This window comes from Aromatoleum toluclasticum ATCC 700605 (assembly GCF_000378245.1).
Taxonomy (GTDB): domain Bacteria; phylum Pseudomonadota; class Gammaproteobacteria; order Burkholderiales; family Rhodocyclaceae; genus Aromatoleum; species Aromatoleum toluclasticum.
In genome coordinates this window covers 131,618-152,820 of the sequence record NZ_KB899497.1, presented here as the reverse complement: position 1 = coordinate 152,820, position 21,203 = coordinate 131,618, and the positions used below count along the sequence as shown (strand labels likewise).

General features: G+C 63.1%; 18 protein-coding genes. 7 read left to right on the top strand and 11 right to left on the bottom strand.

The annotated features are described in order from the left end of the window. Nucleotides 1-5: 5 nt before the first annotated feature. On the top strand, nt 6-788 hold the full coding sequence (locus F464_RS0113595; protein WP_018990374.1) for an AraC family transcriptional regulator: 783 nt from the start codon (nt 6-8) through the stop codon (nt 786-788). An 11-nt stretch (nt 789-799) separates the two neighbouring features. On the opposite strand, the gene F464_RS30955 is transcribed toward F464_RS0113595, so the two are convergent. Further along, entirely contained in the window at nt 800-955 is a 156-nt protein-coding gene (locus F464_RS30955) for a hypothetical protein (RefSeq protein WP_018990373.1), read from the bottom strand. A gap of 28 nt (nt 956-983) precedes the next feature. Here F464_RS30955 and F464_RS0113585 point away from each other — a divergent pair, with 28 nt between their 5' ends. Beyond that, nucleotides 984-3,089: a DUF1631 family protein gene (locus F464_RS0113585; protein ID WP_018990372.1), complete on the top strand. Its 2,106-nt coding sequence runs from the start codon at nt 984-986 to the stop codon at nt 3,087-3,089. A 429-nt stretch (nt 3,090-3,518) separates the two neighbouring features. Here F464_RS0113585 and F464_RS28495 read toward each other — a convergent pair whose 3' ends face one another. The 9 genes from F464_RS28495 to F464_RS0113540 form a co-directional block, all read right to left on the bottom strand. Further along, complete coding sequence (locus F464_RS28495) at nt 3,519-3,989, bottom strand: MaoC family dehydratase (RefSeq protein WP_051092292.1); 471 nt, start codon at nt 3,987-3,989, stop codon at nt 3,519-3,521. A gap of 116 nt (nt 3,990-4,105) precedes the next feature. Next, nucleotides 4,106-5,125, bottom strand: a complete 1,020-nt coding sequence (locus F464_RS0113575) for an NADPH:quinone oxidoreductase family protein (RefSeq protein ID WP_026295987.1) — start codon at nt 5,123-5,125, stop codon at nt 4,106-4,108. Nucleotides 5,126-5,139: 14 nt separating this feature from the next. Continuing rightward, nucleotides 5,140-6,792 carry an acyl-CoA synthetase gene (locus F464_RS0113570; RefSeq protein ID WP_026295986.1) on the bottom strand — a complete coding sequence of 551 codons (1,653 nt, stop codon included), beginning with the start codon at nt 6,790-6,792 and terminating at the stop codon, nt 5,140-5,142. A 17-nt stretch (nt 6,793-6,809) separates the two neighbouring features. Further along, on the bottom strand, nt 6,810-7,562 hold the full coding sequence (locus F464_RS0113565) for a nitroreductase (RefSeq protein WP_026295985.1): 753 nt from the start codon (nt 7,560-7,562) through the stop codon (nt 6,810-6,812). 91 nt (nt 7,563-7,653) lie between these two features. After that, entirely contained in the window at nt 7,654-9,012 is a 1,359-nt protein-coding gene (locus F464_RS0113560) for an MFS transporter (RefSeq protein ID WP_018990367.1), read from the bottom strand. Nucleotides 9,013-9,387: 375 nt separating this feature from the next. After that, nucleotides 9,388-10,407, bottom strand: a complete 1,020-nt coding sequence (locus tag F464_RS0113555) for an AraC family transcriptional regulator (RefSeq protein WP_026295984.1) — start codon at nt 10,405-10,407, stop codon at nt 9,388-9,390. 304 nt (nt 10,408-10,711) lie between these two features. Further along, the gene (locus F464_RS0113550) at nt 10,712-11,779 is read right to left on the bottom strand and encodes an alkene reductase (RefSeq protein WP_018990365.1); all 1,068 of its coding nucleotides are present in this window, start codon (nt 11,777-11,779) and stop codon (nt 10,712-10,714) included. Between the two features lie 66 nt (nt 11,780-11,845). Beyond that, nucleotides 11,846-12,658: an SDR family NAD(P)-dependent oxidoreductase gene (locus tag F464_RS0113545; protein ID WP_018990364.1), complete on the bottom strand. Its 813-nt coding sequence runs from the start codon at nt 12,656-12,658 to the stop codon at nt 11,846-11,848. Nucleotides 12,659-12,713: 55 nt separating this feature from the next. After that, nucleotides 12,714-13,715, bottom strand: coding sequence for an NADP-dependent oxidoreductase (locus tag F464_RS0113540; RefSeq protein ID WP_018990363.1), 1,002 nt, complete (start codon nt 13,713-13,715; stop codon nt 12,714-12,716). Nucleotides 13,716-13,947: 232 nt separating this feature from the next. On the opposite strand from F464_RS0113540, the gene F464_RS0113535 reads away from it, so the two are divergent. From F464_RS0113535 to F464_RS0113515, 5 genes are all read left to right on the top strand, one after another. Beyond that, on the top strand, nt 13,948-14,391 hold the full coding sequence (locus tag F464_RS0113535; RefSeq protein ID WP_018990362.1) for a winged helix-turn-helix transcriptional regulator: 444 nt from the start codon (nt 13,948-13,950) through the stop codon (nt 14,389-14,391). Between the two features lie 509 nt (nt 14,392-14,900). Then, nucleotides 14,901-16,214 (top strand): M23 family metallopeptidase, encoded by a 1,314-nt coding sequence (locus tag F464_RS29925; protein WP_018990361.1) that lies wholly within the window; start codon nt 14,901-14,903, stop codon nt 16,212-16,214. A gap of 325 nt (nt 16,215-16,539) precedes the next feature. Beyond that, a complete protein-coding gene (locus F464_RS28485) occupies nt 16,540-18,405 on the top strand; it encodes a glycosyltransferase family 39 protein (RefSeq protein WP_018990360.1) in 1,866 nt (621 codons plus the stop codon). Nucleotides 18,406-18,785: 380 nt separating this feature from the next. Next, nucleotides 18,786-19,697: an MlaD family protein gene (locus F464_RS0113520; RefSeq protein WP_026295983.1), complete on the top strand. Its 912-nt coding sequence runs from the start codon at nt 18,786-18,788 to the stop codon at nt 19,695-19,697. Next, nucleotides 19,694-20,314 carry an ABC-type transport auxiliary lipoprotein family protein gene (locus F464_RS0113515; RefSeq protein WP_018990358.1) on the top strand — a complete coding sequence of 207 codons (621 nt, stop codon included), beginning with the start codon at nt 19,694-19,696 and terminating at the stop codon, nt 20,312-20,314. Before F464_RS0113520 ends, F464_RS0113515 begins: the two co-directional genes overlap by 4 nt. Here the strand turns inward: F464_RS0113515 and F464_RS28480 are convergent. Continuing rightward, nucleotides 20,259-20,885 (bottom strand): cytochrome b, encoded by a 627-nt coding sequence (locus F464_RS28480; protein WP_018990357.1) that lies wholly within the window; start codon nt 20,883-20,885, stop codon nt 20,259-20,261. The genes F464_RS0113515 and F464_RS28480 overlap by 56 nt on opposite strands. Nucleotides 20,886-21,203 lie beyond the last annotated feature (318 nt).

Below are 21,203 nucleotides of genomic sequence, written 5' to 3'. Positions count from 1 at the left end.
CGCACATGAAGCAAACCCGCAGCACCTGCCGCATGGAGCCGCAGGGCGAGCAACTGCCCGCGCCGATCCACTTCCGCGCCGCGGCCTTGCCCGCCAACACCGTCTACCCGATGCACAAGCATGCCGGCGGGGAGTTCGTGTACTCGTTCAAGGGCGTGATGGAAATCCAGGTCGAAGGCGAGCACTTCCTCGCTCCGCCCCCTTACGGCGTATGGCTGCCGCCCGGCGTGGCGCACGTCGGCCTCAACCGCAACGAAGCCGGACACTGCTCGCTGTACGTCGCCGCGCCGCTATGCGATCGCCTGCCGCGCAAACCCTGCGCGCTCGCCGTCAGCCCGCTCATCGTCGCGCTCCTCGACCACCTGCGCCTGCAGGCGCCCGACGCGCTTCTCGACGCCGAAAACACTCGCCTCCTGCAGGTACTCGTCGACCAGCTCGCACACGCCCCCTGCGCCGGGAGCTACCTCCCGTCTTCGTCCGACCCCGCGCTGGGCGCCGTGCTCCGCTTCCTCGACGCCCACCCCGACGACAACCGCACGATGGTCGAGCTTGCACAGCTCGCCAACACCACCGAACGCACCCTGATCCGCCGCGCCCAGCGCGACCTCGGCATGCCCCTGTCCGAATGGCGCCAGCGCCTGCGCATCCTCAAGGCCATGCCGCTGCTCGCCGCCGGGCGCACCGTCGAAGCCGTCGCCCTGGAACTCGGCTACGCCAGCGCCTCGGCCTTCATCGTGATGTTCCGTCGCCTGATGCAGCAGACCCCGGCGGAATTCCGCAAGGGTTGAGGGGAAGGTCGTCACGCATCCTTGTCGCGCCGATCGGCGGCCACGAAGCGCTCTCGTGTCGCCCACGCGGTGTCGGGAGGATGACCGGGGCTTCCGCGCCTGCAGTCGAGGAAGGTGCCGGCGCGCGCGAGCCTGCAATATGCCCCCTGCGGCATGTGATAATCCATCACTGGATTCTCCTTGCATCAGGCCTAAATGACAGAACAGGACGCTGCAACGCTCGGCAGGATCGTGGCTGGCTGCCGCGAGCAGATGGAAAGCGACTTGTGCGAGCTGTTCGACGAGTTGGGACCCGTGCTGACCCAGATGGCGATCGCGCATGACGAAGCCGGCCGCGAGCGCAGCGAGAGGATCGCCGCCGTCGCGCTCCAACTGGCCCTGCCTTCCGCCTGGCCGAAGGTGGCCCCTTCTCTCAGGAACAAACTGAAGACGCGCGAAGTGGAAGCGGCGAAGTCCGGCTACGGCGCGACCGACCAGTCGGACATCCGGCTCCTGAGCCAGGAGGAGGAGTCCGTGCATCTCGCGATGCGCGAGGTGCTGGAGCGTGTCGCCCTGGCGTGCCGCGACGAAACCAAAGCGCTGGACAGGCGGATCAATTACCTCGTGTTGCGCCGCGCGATGCAGCCGGGCGACTCGACTTTCAGGGTCTCGGCGCTCTGGTCCTGCATCGAGGCGGCCTGCGTCGAGGCTGTGACCGCCACGGACGCGCTCATCCTGCTGCTGCAACTCATCGGCGAGCAGATGTCCACCGAGATGCCGCAACTTTATCGGGTGGTCAACGAAGCGATGATCGAGGCCGAGATCCTGCCTCGGCTCAAGCGCAGCTACAGGGACACGATTCCGGTGGACGCACAGGAGGTCGCGGACGAATCCACCAGAGTGGCGAGCGCCCTCGACCGTATGGTAAAGGCACGCACGGCGGAAACCGGTGCCGCGGAGGTGTCCCGGGTCACGGCTGCCAACGGGGAGCTGTTCAAGTCCCTGACGACGCTGCAAGCGGCGCCCCCACCGGTAAGCCCCGGCAAGCACACCAACGTTGTCCGCATGGCGCGCGACAGCGATGCGGCGCGCAACATGAAGCCGCTCGAGGCATTGACGCTCGATATCGTCGCCAAGCTGTTCGACCTGATCTTCAGCGACCCCAACGTTGCCGATGACATCAAGGCGCTGGTTGCCCGCCTGCAGACCACGGTGCTGCGGGCTGCGATGTTGAACCAGCGCTTCTTCGCCGACCGAAGCCACCCGGCACGGCGCTTTCTCGACAGTATTTCGGTCGTCACCTTACGCTGGGGCAAGGTGGTGAACGTGGACGACCCGTTCTACCTCAAGCTCGCCGAGCTGGTCGACAAGGTGCAGAGCACCTACGACGGCGACATGGGGGTGTTCGATTCTGCCAATGCCGAACTGGACGCCTTTCTCTCTGAGCGCGAAGAGTTCGAGGAACAGCAGAACCGGGCGCTGGCCGACGCGGTGCGCGCGCACGAAGAGGAGCTGCGCCTGAAGCGCGAGGCCCAGGTACGCGCCCAGAAGATGGCGGACGCGTGCATTGCCCGCATGCTGGAACCGGGTGTGCCGATCGAGATCGAGGAATTTCTCCGCAGCTATTGGCGAGACGTCGTGCAGAGCCACATTTCGCAGGCCGGCGAGGAATGCGCTGCGACCACGGAAGCCCTGCGGGTCGCTACCGATCTGCAGCAGTCCGTTTCGCCCAAGCACGTGTCAGCCGACCAGCAGCTGCAGGCCGCCGCGCTGCCGGCGCTACTGAGCAGGATCAACGCCGGCTTCGACGAGATCGGTGCCGCACCCACCGAGCGCAAGGCCTTCATGGACAAGCTGATCGACCTCCAGCTGGCCGCCCTGCGAGCGAAAAAGCGCTTCGCCACGCAGGCGATGGAAGCCGCGAGACTACGCAGGCGCAGCGCCGGGCCGACCCTGCAGGTCAGTCACGCCACAGGCAACGGCATTCGCGTGCAGGACATCTCGCTGCCGTCCGGCGGGGGGCTCGACGAAGAAGACACTCCGGACCGTGCAGACCTGCGCCGGGTGCGTCAGCTGGTGCGGGGCGACTGGCTGGACTTCATGACGGCAGGCCAGACCCGGCGCGAGCGCCTGACCTGGATCAACCGGAGTCGCACACTCTTCCTCTTCACCAACAGCGCTTCTGCCTGCGCAATCTCGATCACGCCGGAAGCGCTGGCCGTGCGACTGAAGAACGGCACGGCGCACGTCGTCAAGCCGGATCGTCCGATCTTTGAACGCGCCATCCACGGCGCCATCAAGTCGCTCGACCAGCATGCCTAGGCGCGAAAGCGGATTTCAGGCAACGGGTGCTGCTGCGCCGTACCCTATGCATCAAGACAAAAGCATCAGCTCGACCCGATAGCCGCCATAGGGCTTCTGCCTTGACGTCCGACCGCATTGGGTCTGAGGGTCGGGTTCGCTGCCGCAGACGGCTTCTCGGCCAATGCTGCCGGCCAGCCCGCGCCGGCTGAGCGGCAGCGGTGTGGAGGGAAGCTGCCGCACGGAGTTCCGCACCGTCGAACGACAGGTCTTCAATGCTTCGAACTGCTCGTCACGACCCGTTGCTGCCGTTCGGCGTTCGGCAGTTGCGACGGCAGCTTCTTGAGTAGAGCATCCGCGCATTGCGGCAACTGACAGACCACTCGACCTGTCGGCAATGGATTCCCACCTGCCCAATAACGAGCTGCATTCTTGATCTTGTCATTGACGCTATTCGCTCGCTGCCGCCGCTTGTTTTCGAAAGGTAGCACCGACAAGCACACGCCCGCGGGCCCGCACTCGAACGTCTTCCGCGCAATCCCTTATTTCCCCCTCCAGGTCCAACAACTGCCCCCCTTTGGGATGGTACGAAGCTGACTTCACCACCCACTCAAGAGTGACCGTTTCGGTGGATCCGACCGGGCGCAACAAATCCACCGAGAATTGAAGCCCGAGCACCGTTCCTCGCTGCGCGAAGTGTGACGCCACGAGCCCCATCATCAAGGCAGTCGTGTGAGTCGCACTGACGATTAGACCTCCGAAACGTGTCCCAGACGCGAACTCCCCGTCGTGATGAATCGGATTGTCATCGCCAGCCAAATGCGCAAAAGCGCTTGCTTGCTGCGGGTCGAAGGTATGGCGGCGGGCGAACCGGTAGCCCGCCGCCACCGACTCCGCCCAGGCCGCCAATTGCTCAGCCACCGCCTGTCGAGCAGCCGGGACTAGCCCGCCAGTTTTGTAATGGCTTCACGACTGCCCGCTTTCTTGTCGCATCGGCGGCGTGCAAGCAGCCGGTGCCTGCATGAGTCACGGAGCATCTACTCTTCTGCACCCGCGTCCATGTGAGGCAGCAGAAGGATCTTTCCATGCCTGTCTCGACTGAATACGGCCTGTACAGCGTCTCTTGCGCTAGCGAGGGGAAACGTGATGATCGCGGGTGGCAGAAGATGGCCGCGGGCAGCCATTGAAAATAGCGAGCTGCGTATGCGCCGAGCCCGTTCCGGCCGGTTGGACAGGAAATACCGGATATCGACCCCATGCAAGGTGGCGTTCTTGAGGAGTGCCAGGTTGACCGGAAGCGACGGAATCGCTCCGCCCGCGAAACCAATGACGAGATATCGACCGCCTTTGGCCAATGATCGAAATGCAGGCTCGAACATGTCGCCACCTACAGGGTCGAACACGGCATCGATGCCCTCGGTCGCCAGCTGCTTGAGCGCTTCACGCCAATCTGGAAGACTGTAGTCAATCGCATGCACCGCGCCGAGCTCACAGGCCGCCTTGCGCTTGTGTTCGCTCGCAGCTGCGGCAATCACGCGTGCGCCGGCACGCACGGCAAGCTGGATGGCAGCCGAGGCCACTGCGCCTCCTGCACCGAGTACCAACAACGTATCGGCGGCAGTCAATCGTCCCTGATCGAACAGCGCATAGTGTGCCGTCTGGAAATCAACCAGCATGGCCGCTGCGATGGGCAGAGGAAGTTCATTCGGCACCGTATCGACGTCTGCGGCATCGACGACAACGTATTCCGCGAAACCGCCCCCGAGTTGCCACGTGACAACCCGTTCTCCGACGGCCGGCACCGTCACGCCTGGACCGACTGCATCGACGACGCCGGCAATTTCGCCGCCCGGCACATAGGGCAAGGGCGGTTTGATCTGATAGCGGCCCTGCATCATCAAACCGTCGACGAAACCCAGCGCCGTCGCTTCGACGCGAATTCGCAGTTGGCCGGGAGCCGGTTCGGGGAGAGCCTGGTCCACGATCGCAAACGAGTCGATATCAAAACGGGTACCCAAGAAACTCTGCATTCCTGACCCCTTGTATCGGATTTTCATCACCAGTCGCGCAACTAGCCTGCCAATTTCGTAATGGCCTCGCGGCTGCCCGCTTGCTCCCGCAGGCGGAACTTTTGAATCTTTCCTGTGGCAGTCTTCGGCATTTCGCCGAAGACTACGCGACGCGGGCATTTGAAATGAGCCAGACTGCCTCGGCAGAATGAGATGACGTCCGCCTCGGTGATATCCGATGCGTCGGGCTTCAGTTCGATGAAGGCGCAAGGGGTCTCACCCCACTTCTCGTCGGGCTGAGCAACGACGGCAGCGAACAACACTCCTGGCATGCGGTAGATGACCTCCTCGACTTCCACAGAGGAAATGTTCTCCCCGCCGGAAATAATGACGTCCTTCGAACGGTCCGTGATTTGCATGTAACCGTCAGGATGGACTACGGCCACATCTCCGGTATGGAACCAACCACCAGCGAAGGCCTTTTCCGTTGCTTCGGGATTTTTCAGATATCCCATCATGACGGTATTGCCGCGGACCAGCACCTCGCCAGTGGTCTTGCTGTCAGCTGGTACCAGCTCGAGTGTTTGAGAGTCCGCGACGGACAGATTTTCCAATGCTGCCGCGCGCACACCCTGACGCGCTTTCAGGCGTCCTTGTTGCTCTGGTGGCAAAGCATCCCATTCGTCGTGCCACGCACAACTGATGGGGGTTCCGGAGATTTCGGTAATTCCGAAGACATGGTCGACGTCGAAGCCCATGGCACCAACCGCCTCGAGAACAGCGGCAGGCGGAGGCGAGCCGGCAGTCAGGACTCGCACCCGACGTGGCAGCGGTTTCCGTTCCGATTCAGGGGTGCTTGCGATACCTGACAGAATAATCGGCGCCGCGCAAAAATGATCGACGCCATGCTCGGCGATGGCAGAAAGAACAGTGGCGGCATTGACCTTACGCATGCATACATGCGTTCCCGCCGCAGCAGTAATTGCCCACGTAAAGCACCAACCATTCGCGTGGAACATCGGGAGTGTCCACAAGTAGATCGGTGCGCGAGGGAGCGGCCAGTTCGTCATCTGAATGAGGCTCATGAGGTACGTTCCGCGATGACTCGGAACAACCCCCTTCGGATCTCCCGTCGTACCTGACGTGTAGTTCAATGCAATCGGTGTCCACTCATCGGTCGGCCAGCGCCCAGCGAAGGCCGGATCACCGCTGGCCAGCAGCGACTCGTAATCGGTTTCACCGATGGCAGGGCCATCAGGTGCTTCGTGATCGTTGATATCAATCACACGCGGCGGATTGGGGACCGACTGCAAAGCCTTCTGAATCAGCGGAGCAAATTCGCGATCGACCAACAAGAGCTTGCATTCACCGTGGCGGAGAATAAAAGCGACCCCGTCGGCATCAAGGCGGCAGTTGATGGCATTAAGTACGGCCCCGGCCAGCGGTACGCCGAAGTGAGCCTCAAGCATTGCAGGAGTATTGGGCGCAATGATGGACACCGTGTCGCCCGATTCAATCCCCAGTCGAACGAGCGCCGACGCGAGACGATAGCAACGCGTGCGGGTTTCCGACCATGTCTGCTTGAACCGGCCGTGGATGATGGCCGTTCGCTGCGGATAGACGTCAGCGGTCCGGTCGAGGAAAGTCAATGGCGTCAATGGCACATGGTTTGCCGCGTTTTTATCGAGTCCCCGTGCATAAGCTTTTGCGCTCATGGTCTTGTCTCCTTTCATTATCTGTGGAAGGTGGTGAAGTCGATGACTGATGCACGGTCTGTCACCAGAGAATTTTCAATGGAATCTGGATCCGCGTAGCCGAGACTCATGCCGCAAACAAGCATCTGCTTGTCAGGAAGGGAAAGATCGGTGGCAATGACCCGGTGGAACTTGTTGAAGGCCTGCTGCGGGCAGGTGTCGAGACCGCGGGCCCGGGCAGCAATCATGATGTTTTGCAAGAACATGCCGATGTCCAACAGGCTTCCTTCGCCCATCACTCGGTCGACGGTGAAGAACAACCCCACCGGTGCGTCAAAGAAGTGGTAATTGCGCCCGTGTTGCGCATGCATCCGCTTCTTGTCACCTTTCTCGATTCCTAGCAGTCCGTATAGACGCCAGCCGACATTGCGACGGCGCTCCAGATAGGGCGCAATCCATTCATGCGGGTAGTAATCGTAGGGTTCTTCCAGCGCGGAACTGCGTCCCGGATCGTCATTGATCTCTTTGATCGCAGAAGACAGGCGGGCCTTAGCCAGGCCTGTCACAACATGCACATGCCACGGCTGCAGGTTGACGCCGGTGGCACTGAAGCGGGCGACGTCGAGGATGGATTCGATCTCGTCGCGAGGAACCGGTGTGTCGAGGAACGCTCGCACGCTGCGTCGCGTGATGAGCGCCCAGTCGACGGCTCGACGCACGTCGTCAAGTGAGGCAAAAGGCGGAGGGGATAGACGGTTCATTTCTTGCTCGCATTCAGAATCAATCTTCACGAAGTGATCCTGTGTCTCTGGAGGAGGGAGCGCGTACGTGCCGCACTCCCTCCTCGCGTCGTTGCTGAAGGCGCGATGCGCGGCAGAGACCTCAGTCCCGTACACCAGCCGTTGCAGGCTCCATCAGCGCCCTGCTTACACGTGATGACTCGGCGCGAGCCTGATTGATCAGCGTCACTGCAACCGCGCCGAACAGGCCAGCCAGGGCGATCGCCAAGAAGTTTTGCTCAAGCGGCAACTTCAGAGATACGAGCCAACCGATAAGCACGGGCGCCGCGATTGCACCGATTCGGCCCACTCCGGAAGCAAAGCCAACACCGGTTGATCGAATCGCGGGGGGGTAGAAGTCGCCGGCGTAGGCATACGCAAACAACTGAGTACCGAGCGTCGACGCCCCGACAATGAATACGACGACAAACAGCAACTCAGTCGATTTGGTGTACCCCATTGCTGTTAACGCTAGTGCCCCGACGACATAGAAGGCAATCAGCACACGCTTGATGTTGACCTTGTCGCTCAGCCAGCCACCAAGGACTGCGCCGGCGATGGCCCCGACATTGAAGACAATCACGAAGTTCAGTGCCGAACCCAAGGTGTATCCGGCCATCGCCATCAATTTGGTCAGCCATGAGCTGAGTGCGTAGACCATGAACAGACCTGTCATGAATGCAACCCAGATCATCGCGGTACTAAAGCCGCGCCCTTCTTGGAAGAGGCGTCGGACCGGAGCATCCTTATTGTTGCCCGCTGAGGAGTCAGCAAACTGTTCGCGGCCGCTCAACGGATATTCGGGTACCAGACGCTTCAACAAGCGGCGCAACTCTTCGTGGCGGCCGTTCTTCGTCAGGAATGCCATTGATTGCGGCATCGATTTCATGATGAACGGAATCAGCACCACAGGCAGGCCCGCGGCAAAAAACACCGACTGCCAGCCGTAGCTCTCGATAAGCTGCTTGGCAGTCAGCGCGACCAGAATTCCGCCAATGGAATACCCCGCAAAAACCAGAGTCACCAGTCGTGTCCGCAGGGCGTTTGGCGAAAACTCGGCCATCTGAGCGGTGACGATCGGCAAGACTCCGCCGATCCCAAGGCCCGCGATGAATCTCGTTACGCTGAAGGTGACGGGATCGTGGGTGAACCCAGCGGCTGCCGTGAACAGACTGAATAGGGCGACGCAAACGCAGATCATTGCCGGACGGCCAAATCGATCGGCCAGCGTACCAAGGGAAATGGCCCCGATCATCATGCCAAAGAGTGCGGATCCGGCCATGATGCCGGCACTGGTGGCGTCGACTCCCATGTCCTTCATGATCGATGGAAGCGCCGCGCCGACTACCGCAAGGTCGTAGCCGTCGAGGATCAGCATCAATACGCACCAGAACAGGACCAAGCTGTGGAAGCCGTTGAATTTGGCCTTTCCGGCGAGTGAGTGCACGTCTATTTGGTTCATCTTGCCTCCTTTGGATTGACGTCGTGGGCTTTGCCCACAGCGACTCCAACGGCGCCCTCAATGGGACAGTCTTGGGGTGACTCGTACTGGCCGTTGGTTTGTGCTGGCAGAAGTGTCGGCGCCACCGAGCAAGCGGTCGATGTCCAACAACTTCAACTTGGATGAGGTCGTTGAACACCCAGGGTCGTCCGCGCTCGCATCAGAGGAAGCAGAGAGCGGTAATCGACGTCGTGCGCCACAATTCAGGCGCAAGCGAACGCAGACCGTTACCGGCGGCTCCGGGAGGAAACCGCGCAGTAATTCGGAGAAATCATTTGGGGACCAGCAAGACCCGCTTTGCCGACTTGAAGCGTCGGACGTCCTATTAAGGATCGGTCAGGCCGTAGCCGCCTTGCCATGTCGGTAGATTCCCGGACTTGCTCCAGTCCATTTCCGGAAGGCACGATGAAAGGCGCTGGTCTCCTGAAATCCGGTCTGTGCAGCGACTTCAGCGACCGTGAGCGAACTGTTGGACAGCAGTTCGATGGCGACGTCGCGCCGCAACTCGTCCTTCAAGCGCCGATAGTTCGTGCCATCCGCCGACAGGCGGCGCTGCAGCGTCGCGCATGACATGTTCAGTGATGGCGCCAGCGCGTCGAGATCGGGCCACTCGTCTGGGAGTTGGTTTCGCAACCGGCGCCTTATCAGCGCCGTCGTGCTGGATTCGTTGCGGTACTTCACCAGGATGTTTGCCGGTGCGGCCTGTAGGAATGCGCGCAGGGTAGTTTCCGTTTCCGTCACTTTTAGCTCGAGGAAACTGCGATCGAACCGGATCAGGGTTTCCGGTGCGGAGAAGGTCACTTCTTCGCAGAAGCGCAAGCGGTAGTCGCTGTCGTCGACCGGCGAGGAAGCGCGGAAACTCATTTCTATCAATGGAATTCGCCTGCGTGCGAGCCAGCACGCTAGGCCGTGCACGAGGATGAACCACGTTCCATAGGCATAGAGGCGGCGTGTCGGTCCTCGATCATGCAGCACGATGAGGGCGTGCTCGCCGTCGCAGTGTAGCTCTCCATACATATCGTCAAGGACTACGCGAAGAAATCGCAGCATTCGACGCAGCGCATGCTCCAGATTTTCGGCATGGAGAGCCGAGTGACACATCAGCGCGTAACTGCCTCGACGCATCGGATGGCTATCCAAGCCGAAGAATTCGTCGTCCATCAGATCGGCCAGAGCCGCCCACAGGCGGGCAAAGGCAAGCGCTGGTACGCGGGCTCTTGGGGAGTTCAGCAATTCAACCGCAATACCAGCACGATGCAATGCGGCATTTACGTCCAGATTGCGTTGTGTAGCCGCAAAAATCGCTTCACGCACCAAACTGATCGAGGTTGTGCCTTTGTCTTGAGCCTCAGTCATGGGTGGGTTCCAGCTGCAGAAGTGCAGATGATGTTAATCGCTGTCGTTGCAAAACTCAGCACGGATCGGGGACGTTGCTATCAATCGACTACCATCGATGGCGTGCTCGAATCAATCAGGTGTCCGAGAGGCTCATGCACGAAGACGTCTGCGGGCATGGGCAGGCTCCGGCCCGCCTCCTAGGATAACGAACAACCGAATGACGGCTACGATTGCTTTGGAAGCTACCGGAATGGTCAGTCCGGTGGCATTTCACTGGATCGTGACCGATCCGGCGAAATGCACCAACAGACTCAAGCTTCCGTCAGTAATCGGTATAGCCCTTTTCTCCCGACGTATAGAAAGTCGCGAAATCGGGCGCCACAAGTTCCTGCCCTGACCTCAGCTTGGAGACCAGGTCCGGATTTGAAATGAACGGGCGACCAAAAGCCACCAGGTCGCCACGCTGCGCGACGAGATCGGCATCGGCTCGGGCGACGTCATAGCCACCGGAAAGAATGTACTTTCCCTTGAACGTCGCGCGGATTGCGGCTTTCAATTCCGGACTGACTTGCGGCGCTCCCATGGCGCTGTGGTCCACGATGTGGATATACAGCAGGCCGAGTGCGTTCAACTCGTCGATCAAACGCAGGTACAGCGTATTCATCTCGGCATCCGGCACTTGGGCGTTGCATACGCCATACGGCGAGATACGCATGCCAACACGGTCAGCGCCAATGGCTGCGACGGTGGCTTTGGCAACTTCGACGGCGAAGCGGATGCGGTTCTCGACGCTGCCGCCCCAGCGGTCGTTGCGCTGGTTGGAGGCAGTATTGAGGAACTGGTCGATCAGATAACCATTCGCGCCATGCAGCTCGACGCCATCGAAGCCGGCCAGCATGGCCAGCTTGGCCGACGTCGCATATTCGGCGATGCTCTGGGCGATGTCCGTCTCGCTCATTTCGCGCGGCACAGGATGCGGCTGCGTTCCTAGCGCATCGGTCCACATCTCGCCCGGAACGGCGACCGCCGAGGGGGCCAGAACGCTGGCGCCGACCGGCATGTTGGCGGGATGACTGACCCGCCCGGTATGCATCAGTTGCACAAAAATCCGGCCACCTGCCTGATGGACGCCATCGGTTACGCGGCGCCAGCCTTGCACCTGTTCCTCGTTGAACAGTCCGGGAATGCGCGCATAACCCAGGCCATTGGGTGAAGGCGAGGTTCCTTCGGTGATGATCAGCCCCGCCTCGGCACGCAAGCGGTAATACTGTTCCATCAGGGCATTGGGCAGATTTCCGGTCGCCCGGCTACGCGTCAGCGGCGCCATGATGACGCGGTTTTTCAGCGACAAAGCGCCGAGTTGGGTAGGCGTAAATAGCGTGCTGCTCATAAAGGTCTCCTGGAGGTGAGGTTCAGGTCGGGTCGAATTGCACGAAGGGCGCTTCGCCCTGGCTGTTCAGAGGGTAAGCGAAGTCGCGGCACCGGCTCGGACTGGCGACCGATAGCGCTCGGCCGCGTGGGCCTGCCGAAGGTCCGACATCAGCCCCTGGCGTGCGCCCTCCAGCGCGTCCCAGCGCCCGGAGACGTGCAGCGGCGGGATCGTGACCAGCTCGCGGCGGTCGAAGCCGACCAGTGCCGCATCGACCAGTTCACCGACATCCATCACCTCGGGGAGGGTGTTGACGTCAATGCCGGCGCGCTCCCAAAGTTCGGTGCCGGTCGACGCCGGCAGCACCGCTTGTACGTAGACGCCCTTGGGCGACAACTCCACGTTCAGACCCTGCGACAGAAACAGCACGAAGGCTTTGGTGGCACCGTAGATCGACATACCGAACTCGGGCGCGAAACCCACCACCGAGCCAATGTTGACGATCGCGCCATGACCGGACTGCGCGAAGCGCGGCGCGATCGCCGCGGCGAGCCGCGTCAACGCCGTGGTGTTGAGCGTGATCAGGCGTTCGATGCCCTCGGCGGTTTGGTCCACGAAGCTCCCGGCTTGAGGCATGCCAGCGTTGTTGATCAGGATGCCGATGCGGACGTCATCGCGCAGGCGAGTTTCGAGCGCCGACAGGGCGGCGGGGCGTGTCAGGTCGGCCGGCAGCACGTCGACGGCCACATTGCTTTCCGCACGCAGGCGTGCTGCCACGTTTTCCAGGCGCGACTTGTCGCGCGCCACCAGGATGAGGTCGTGGCCACGGCGAGCGAAGCGCTCGGCATAGGTGGCGCCGATGCCGCTGGAGGCACCGGTAATCAAGACAGTCGGAAGCATGGATGTTTTCCTTTGCTGAGGTTGTTCTGGTGGGGGGGTAAGCACGGGGCAGCTGCTATCTCATCCTGACGACAACCTTGCCCTTTGAACGTCCTTGGGCAAGGTATTCGAGCGCTTCCTTTGCCTGCTCGAAAGGAAACACCTTGTCGATCACGGGCTGGATGCGATCCGTTTCGAGGAGCTTGCCGATCGCGGCGAGTTGAGCACCATCGGGACGCACGAAAAGAAACGAGTAGGCGACGTCCTGCTTTTTCGCCAGCCGCATGATCTTGCGGCTCATCAAGCCGAAGACGTACCTGATGACGAAGTTCAGGCCTCGCGCGCGAGCAAACGCGGCGTCCAGCGGCCCGATGAGCGAGACGATCCGGCTCCCCGGCTTGAGGATGCAGATGGACTTTTCGATCGCGTCGCCCCGGACAGTGCCCAGCACCGCGTCGTAGTCGCGCAGCACGTTCGCGAAGTCTTGCTGCTTGTAGTCGACCACCTCGTCTGCGCCAAGGCGACGGACCAGGTCAAGGTTGCTCGTGCTGGTAGTCGTGCCTACCTTGGCGGCAAGGTGCTTTGCCAACTGGATCGCAAAGGTGCCGATGCCGCCTGAGCCTGCCGGGATGAACACTTTCTGTCCGGCGCGAAGATTGAGGCGTTCCTTCAGCGCTTGCCACGAGGTGAGCCCGACCATCGGGATCGAGGCGGCCTGCACGAAGTCCAGATTGGCCGGCTTCAGCGCGGCAGCACTCTCCGGCACCACCGCGAGTTCGGCGATCGACCCTCGGCCCAGGTCGAAGATGCTGGCGAAGACGGCATCGCCCGGCTTGAAGCGCGTCACGTGGCTGCCCACCTCGGTCACCACACCGGCCAGATCGCTGCCCAGCGTGGCGGGCAGTTGGAAATGCAGGACCGGTTTGAACATCCCGGTCGGAATCATGTTGTCGATCGGGTTCACGCCGGCAGCATGAACCTGTACCAGCAATTCGTCGGCATGCAGCGTGGGGCGGGGAACGTCGGCGAGACTGATTTCGGGTGATTTGCCGTAGCGTTTGAAGGTGAGAGCTTTCATGGTTTGGGTCTCATCGGTGGCCTCTCGTTGTTGTTCGATTAGTTGGCGAGGAAATCCAGGACCGCCGGTACAAAGGCCTGGTGGTGCTGAAAGTCGCCACGTGTCCTGAACCCGGATAGATCGTCCGCCTGGCATCGCTCCAGATAGGATGGATCGCCCGATGTCAAAGTGTTACTATCGAATTGAAACTAACGATACTACTAATTTGAAAGCGAGTCACTACTAAACTAGTATGGACAACGAAAATATCTCCAGTGATTCATGCCCGATCGCGCGCAGCCTGGCATTTGCCGGCGACGCGTGGAGCATCTTGATCCTGAGGGACGCCCATGGCGGTCTCACGCGCTTTGACCAATTCCGGAAGAGCCTGGGCATCGCACCGACGATGCTGACCCGGCGGCTGGCGACATTGACTGAGGAGGGATTGCTGGAGAAACGGCGCTACTCGGAGCACCCGCCGCGTGAGGAATATCTGCTGACCGCTGCCGGTCGCGATTTTCTGCCGGTGCTGTTCATGATCGGCGAGTGGGGACGTCAATACCGGGGCGGCGGCAAGCTGGTTCGTTTTTTCGATGCTGAAAACGGAACGGAGATCAAAGCCGTGGCCGTGGATGAAGTCACCGGGGCGAAGATAGGGACTCGTCCGATCCGCATGGTGATGCCCGATGAAAGCTGACTGTTGATTTAACAGGTTAGATGGCTATTGACCGGGCCAGTCAATCTCCCCACCTCGATCGCATTGCTGACTTTGCCACCGAGACTGCCACTGGAAGAGTTGGTCGACGCTTGCGCGCTTGCGAACGGCCACTGGATTTTCTTACCTGCCTTTCAGCATGTGGCGTGCACAAGGTCGGCAACGGGTCGGGGCCGGCGATAGCGCGGACTTCGGAGCGGACGTAGCGGCGAACTTTCGGAGCTACGACCGTTGACCGACTGGTTGCTGCCGTTGGCGGCGACATACCCCAACGGCCGATCAGGCCAAACTCCAGCCGCACAACTACTCCGCCATGACCCCGTGAGACATCGTACCCCCCTGATCGCTCGATCACCTTTTCCTCTCCCGCGGCGCCGATCGAGTCCACCGATCATCCGGAAGGACAGCTCCCGGCAGCATGCAATGTGCAGCGCTTGAGCAAGGCCAACGCGCGCTATCATTCGATCATACCTCCACGTCGTACATGAGCAATGCGCGCGACATTGTTGCTGATCCTGGCCCATTTCCTTATTGGCCCCTGCCTTGCAGCGCCCAACGACAATTACCCCTTCACGGTGGAAAGCGAGCCGGAGGGCGACGGGCATCGGATCGTTGCTCGCAACAACGGACCGGCACCGGTTTCGGTGAAGGTGGCTCTGCTCTATTCCGTGTATGCAACGCCGGATCGCGAGTTTCCCGTGTTCGCGGTCGTGCCGCCGAATGGCGGAGTCCTGCATCTGGGGCGGTTCAAGCGCACGATGTCGGGCGTCGGCTATTCGTTCCGGTATTCGAGCTCCTGGCTGTTGGGTGATTTCAACGCACGACAAAGTGCCGATGCCTTGTATCGGCTTCCCTATCGCGATGGCAGTGGATACCCGATCGGCCAGGCCGCGGGCGGAGCGATCACGACACATCACTCTGCGGATAGTGCGCACGCGGTCGACATCGTGATGCCGCAGGACACGCCGGTGCTCGCCGCGCGCGACGGGACGGTGATCTATACCGAAGCGAACCAGAGGTATGGTGGCAAGACGCCCGATCTGCTGGACAAGGCGAATGAGGTGAGGATTCGGCACGCTGACGGGACGATCGGCGTATACGCACACCTCGCCCACGGGGGCGTGCATGTGTATCCGGGTCAGCGTGTGGCAGCCGGGGAACAGATCGGATTGGTGGGATCTACGGGATATTCGTCGGGCCCGCACTTGCATTTCGTCGTGCAGCAGGTTGTCCGGAACGGCGACGATCTGGGGATGGCGTCGATCCCGTTTCGCTTCTACGTCGGCAACCCGCCGGTTCCGTTCCGTCCGAAATCCGGCGCACTCATAGTGGCGAACTACTTGTCGTCCGTGCCAGCATCGAACGGCGCGTCGTCGCGTGCGACGCAGGACGGGCCGTCGACCGGCCTGCTGCAGCTGGCAACGGCGTACTTCCCGGCGGCCCCGGATCTGTTCCTGAAAACTGGCGTCCCGCAGGTTCGCACCTACCTGCGAACCCTTCCGGCATGGGTCTGGTTTGCGATGATGTTCGGGGTCGTGTTCCTGATCCTGCGCCTGGGAAGGTGGCGCGCCGAGAGGAGGATGCGTGCGGTATTCGAGCCGCGCGAGCCTTCGCTCGGAGCGCGCCGCTCCGCAAAGCCGGACTTTGGCGCGCAGACGCCGTGGGCAAGGCTGCTCCGGGCTTGCGGCGGCGATTACGGAAAGGCAGAGCGCCTGCTGGATTACGAGCAGCGGAGGGCTCCGGGAATTTCGCGTGACGAAGCTGCGTCGCGCGCGGCCGAGCGACTGGAGCGGGACAGGCGCTAGATGCCACGCCTTGCGAGTCGGGGCGGGCAATGAGCGCCTCGCCCGCACTTCGCGAAAGGAATCGATCCCGCCGACCGCGCTCTCGCGCCATCCGGAACCTCCCTCCCCGACATGGCACCACCGCGCGAGCGCCCGCGCAGCGACCCCGATCGCGAGTTGCGACGAATGATGGACCGGAGCCATGTCAACGGCCGGGGACGTCGGGCCGTTAATTGCTTGTTCACGGTCATGCTCGCCCTTCCATGGAAACGTCCGTCACGTCGTGTCGCTGCCCGATTCCCCCTTCCCCGCTTCGCGGATCGCGGCCGCTCGAGGCAGTCGGGCGATGACGCACGGATTCGACATCACGGTCGACACTGCGGCCAACGCTGCGGCCGAAGGGCTGCCGACGATATCGGAGCTGCGCGTTCGGCGCGTGGCATTCGCGCTGATGGTGGCGGTCGGCCTCTTCATCGTGTTCGCCTTCCGGCAGTACGGGATCAGCAATGACGAGGAAGTGCAGCACACCTATGGCCGCCTGCTGGTCGATTTTTACGGCTCGGGTTTCGCCGACCGCAGCGCCTTTGCCTACAAGAACCTGTACCTCTACGGCGGACTCTTCGACCTGATCGCGGCCGGGCTCGAACGCATCGTGCCGATGAACGTCTGGGACTTGCGTCACCTCCTGTCCGCGGGCTTCGGGCTGCTCGGCCTTGCGGGCACCTGGATGCTCGCGCGCCGCCTGATGGGGGAGGTGCCGGCCCTCGTCGCGCTCGCCCTGCTCTCGCTGACCGGAGCATGGACCGGGGCGATGTTCACGCACACCAAGGATGTACCCTTCGCCACGACGATGGTGTGGTCGCTGTATTTCACGACGAGTTTCGCGTCACGCCTGCCGGCCATCCGCAAGCGGGACGTCGCCGGGCTCGGCATCGCGATCGGCTGCGCCTTCGGGCTGCGCGTCGGCGCGGTGTTCGCCGTGATGTACCTCGGCGCCGCCGTAATCGCCGCGGCCTGGCTTAACGGCCGCGATCTTGCGGCGCGGGCGGCGATCCTGCGCCGTGCGGTGCTCGGCCTGGTCCCCGCGGGCATTGTCGCAGCCGCGCTGACCGGCCTGTTCTGGCCCTGGGTGGCCTTGTCGCCGGGGAACCTCGTCCGTGCGATGCAGGCGTTTTCGCATTTCGCTTTCGACCTGGAAACGATCGTCGACGGCGTCGTGATGAACATCGGGGCGCTACCGCGCACCTATCTGCTGGATTATCTGCTCGTCCGCCTGCCCGAACTCCTGCTGCTCGGCATTGCCGTCGCGCTGGTCACGGGCCTGCTGTCGATGCACTTGCTGGTCGGCAACCGGCACGCGCGCGTCGCAGCGCTGCCTTGGCTGCCCGTCGTGCTCGCCGCGGCCGTCCCGATCGCCTACACGCTCGCCGCTGCGCCGCCGTTGTACAACGGCATCCGCCACTTCACCTTCCTGCTTCCGCCGCTGGCGATCGTCGCCGCTGCGGGCCTCCGGACGGCATGGCGGGCAAGCGTTCGCTGGCCGGGGGCCGGAGCGGTGACGTTGGGGGCCTGCCTGCTGCTGGCGTTCGTGCATCTCGCGACGCTGATCAACCTCCATCCCTATGAATACCTCGAATACAACGACCTCATCGGCGGGCTGCGTGGCGCCGCAGGCCGCTGGGAGGAGGACTACTGGGCGAGCAGCCTGCGCGAGGCGACCGGCCTGCTGAATGCTTACGTAGGTCCGCAGCACCACGCCTACACCGTCGCGGCCTGTGCCGAGCCGGTGCAGGCGGCGGCCTGGCTGGCGCCGGGGCTGACGATGACGACCGACTGGCTGGCGGCCGACTTCTTCATGTCGCCGACACAGATGAACTGCCATCTCGCCGTGGCCGGACCGATCATCGCGGAAGTGGTGCGCGACGGGGTGACGATCGCTGTCGTGCGCGACCGCCGTGCGCTGAAGAGCGCACAAACGAAGCAGGCGTCGCCCGAGCCCGTTCCGGCATCCCCCGTTCCCGCCCGGGAGACAAGCCACCTCGCGGGGGCCTTGAATCAGGTGTCGTCCACGCAAGCGAAGGAATTGAAGGCCCGTGTTGGATACGGCGCTCATTCGACGAGCTTGCACATCTCACGGGTAAGGTCGGCCTTGCCTTCGAAGCCGATACCCGGTAGTTCCCCTGCTCGGCGCGAGGAGATCAGCAGCTCGTAACCAGCCTTCACCCACAGCTCCGCGAGCGCCTCGCCGATCCGCCCGGCGCCGGGGGTCGGGCGCCGCAGATAGACCGCCGAGAGCCCCCCGAGTGCCGCGATGCGCGGTTACAAGAAATCCCCGATCCCGGACCCGGCTTTGCGCACTTGCCGGCGCACTGCCTGCTCCGGGCTTCGATGGCATCGGCGTGCAGGAACCATCTCTCTTGCATCGGTGTCTCCCTGCAGTGCGGGACGCCGTTGCCCGGGGCCGCCGATGCCCTCGGGGCGGCCGAACGTTCAACCGGCTGCGAGGATTTCCCGCGCGCGGGGCTTTTCGGGGCCTTCGCATCGCGACGCCGTCCTCGCAACCACCGCGCCGTGTCGCCGAAGCAGAACAAGATGAAGCTTGATGCGGATAACAAGGCCAGAATTGCGTTCGCCGCGTTCCTGCTGCTCCTGGCCGCGGGCGGGTTCGGCTGGTATCTGCTGTCGGCCCGTCAATACACGATTTACGAGATCCGCACCAACGACGCGGTCTCCGGGCTGATTCCGGACGCGCCGGTCGAATACCACGGCGTGGAGGTGGGGAAGGTCGAGCGGGTCGAACTGATCGACTCGCGCTCGATCCGGGTGGTGCTCGCCGTGCGCGAGGACGCCCCGGTGACCGCGGCGACCGTCGCGACGATCACGAGCAGGGGGGTCGCGACGCGCGGATTCACGGGCTACGTGTACATTTCCCTCGAGGATGCCGGCACGGATTTCGGCCGGCTGGTGGCGCGCGCCGGCGAGCCGTATCCGACGATTCCGACGACCGCGTCGAAATCGATGAGCCTCGATCTGCTGATGAGCCAATTGAACGACAACGTCCAGTCGCTGACCGGGCTCGTCCACGGCCTGCTCGACCACGACACCGTCGCCGCGCTGAAGGAATCGGTGGATAACCTGCGGCTGGTCACGAAGACGCTCGCGGACAACAACGCCCGCCTGAACGTGCTGATCGCCAATGGCGAGGACGCGAGCCGGCGGCTGCGGCCGCTTCTGCAATCGAGCCAGCAGACCATCGACACGCTGCAGCCGCTGGTCCGGTCGAGCCAGGACATGGTGGACGCGATGCGACCGCTGGTCCGCTCGAGCCGGGAAACCGTCGATGCGCTGCAGACCCAGGTTGTGCCGCAAGCCTACCGGGCGCTCACGCAACTGGACGATCTCGCGGTGTCGCTTGGCGCCACGGCAGACAAGGTCGGCAGGGATCCCATGACGGTCGTCCGCGGTGCTCCGGCGCGGCGCCCCGGACCGGGGGAGCGGCAATGACGGGCGGGCGGGTCGCCGCGCGCTGCACGGTGCTGGCTGCCACGCTCATTGCCGTGATCTCGAGCGGTTGCGCACTGCTCGCCCCGCCCGGCGTCGAGCCCGACAAGGAGGTGCTGACCGCGATCCCGGCCGACTTTCCCGCCCGTCCGCGGCGCGCCGCGACGCTGCTGGTATTCCCACCCGAAGCGAGCGCGGTCTACGACACGACGCTGATGGCCTACGTGGTCCGCCCCCCGCAGATCGCCTACTTCAGCCGCACCGAATGGGCGGCGCGGCCGCCGCAGATGATCAAGGGGCTGCTGGTGCGGGCACTGGACAAATCGGGCTATGTCGGCGCGGTGGTGACGCCGCCCTTCGCGGGGCGCGTCGGCTACGCGCTGCGCACCGAGATCATGGCGCTCGAACAGGATTTCACGATCGAGCCGCCAGCCTTCCACCTGGTGCTCCGCGTCGCGCTGATGGCGGCCGGGGACACCGCGGTCGTCGCCACCCGGGAGGTCGAGCTGCGCGAACCGCTGCCGGAGAGGACGCCGCACGGCGGAGCGGTGGCGGCGAATGCGGCTATCGCGAAGGCGCTGAAGGAAGTGGCGGAATTCGTCCACGCCCACGCGACCTGACGCCCTCGGCCCGGACCGATGCCGGAAGCATTTTGCGCAGCGTCTCGTCGCGGAGCAGGAAATGATGCTCGAGCGCCGCGCCGACATGCACGCCGACCAGCAGCGCGAGCGCGTACCCCAGCCAGCGGTGGAGCTCCAGCAGGAAGCGGAACAGGTATTCGTCGTAGCGGACCAGGTCGGGCAGGTAGAACAGGCCGAAGAACGACACCGGGATCGCCGCCGCGGACGACATCACCCAGCCCGTGATCGGCTGCGCGAACATCAGCGCGTACAGGCACAGGTGCACGAATCGCGCCGCGACCTGCTGCCATTCGGGCAGCCCCGCGACGAGCCGCGGCAGCCGGTTGCCGATCCGCCACGCGAGCCGCAGCGCCGCGAGCCCCAGCGCGAGGACGCCGAGTTCCTTGTGCAGTAGGACCAGGCGGATTTTCGTCTTGTCGAAGCCGACGTCGGGAAGTTGCGCCATGTAGAGGCCGAGCACGACGAGACCGGCAAGCAGGCCGGCCATCGCCCAGTGCAGGGCCATGGCCACGATGCCGTAGCCATGCGTGGTGTTGGCGAAACGTGTCATCGCTCGCGATGTCCTCAAGCAGGCCGGACGGGACCGGCATGCGCGCCCGGCAGGAGCGCCACCGCGGTTCGACACTGCCCGCCCGCGCAAAGCTCCCGCGCGCCCTGCGGAACGTCATCCGGCAGGCTATAAATCAAGTATCGGCCGCGCAAGCGAACGGGATGAAGGCTCGCCCGCCTTCGCTCGCACCGGGCCGAGGCAAGGCCTCGCTGGCTGCGCGCGGTTCGCGGCTGGCTGCCGCTCCGCCGACCCTGGCGTATGGAACGAGCGGGATGCCTTGTCGGGCTTGCCCTGGAAACGCAGACCCTGGAGAGCGTG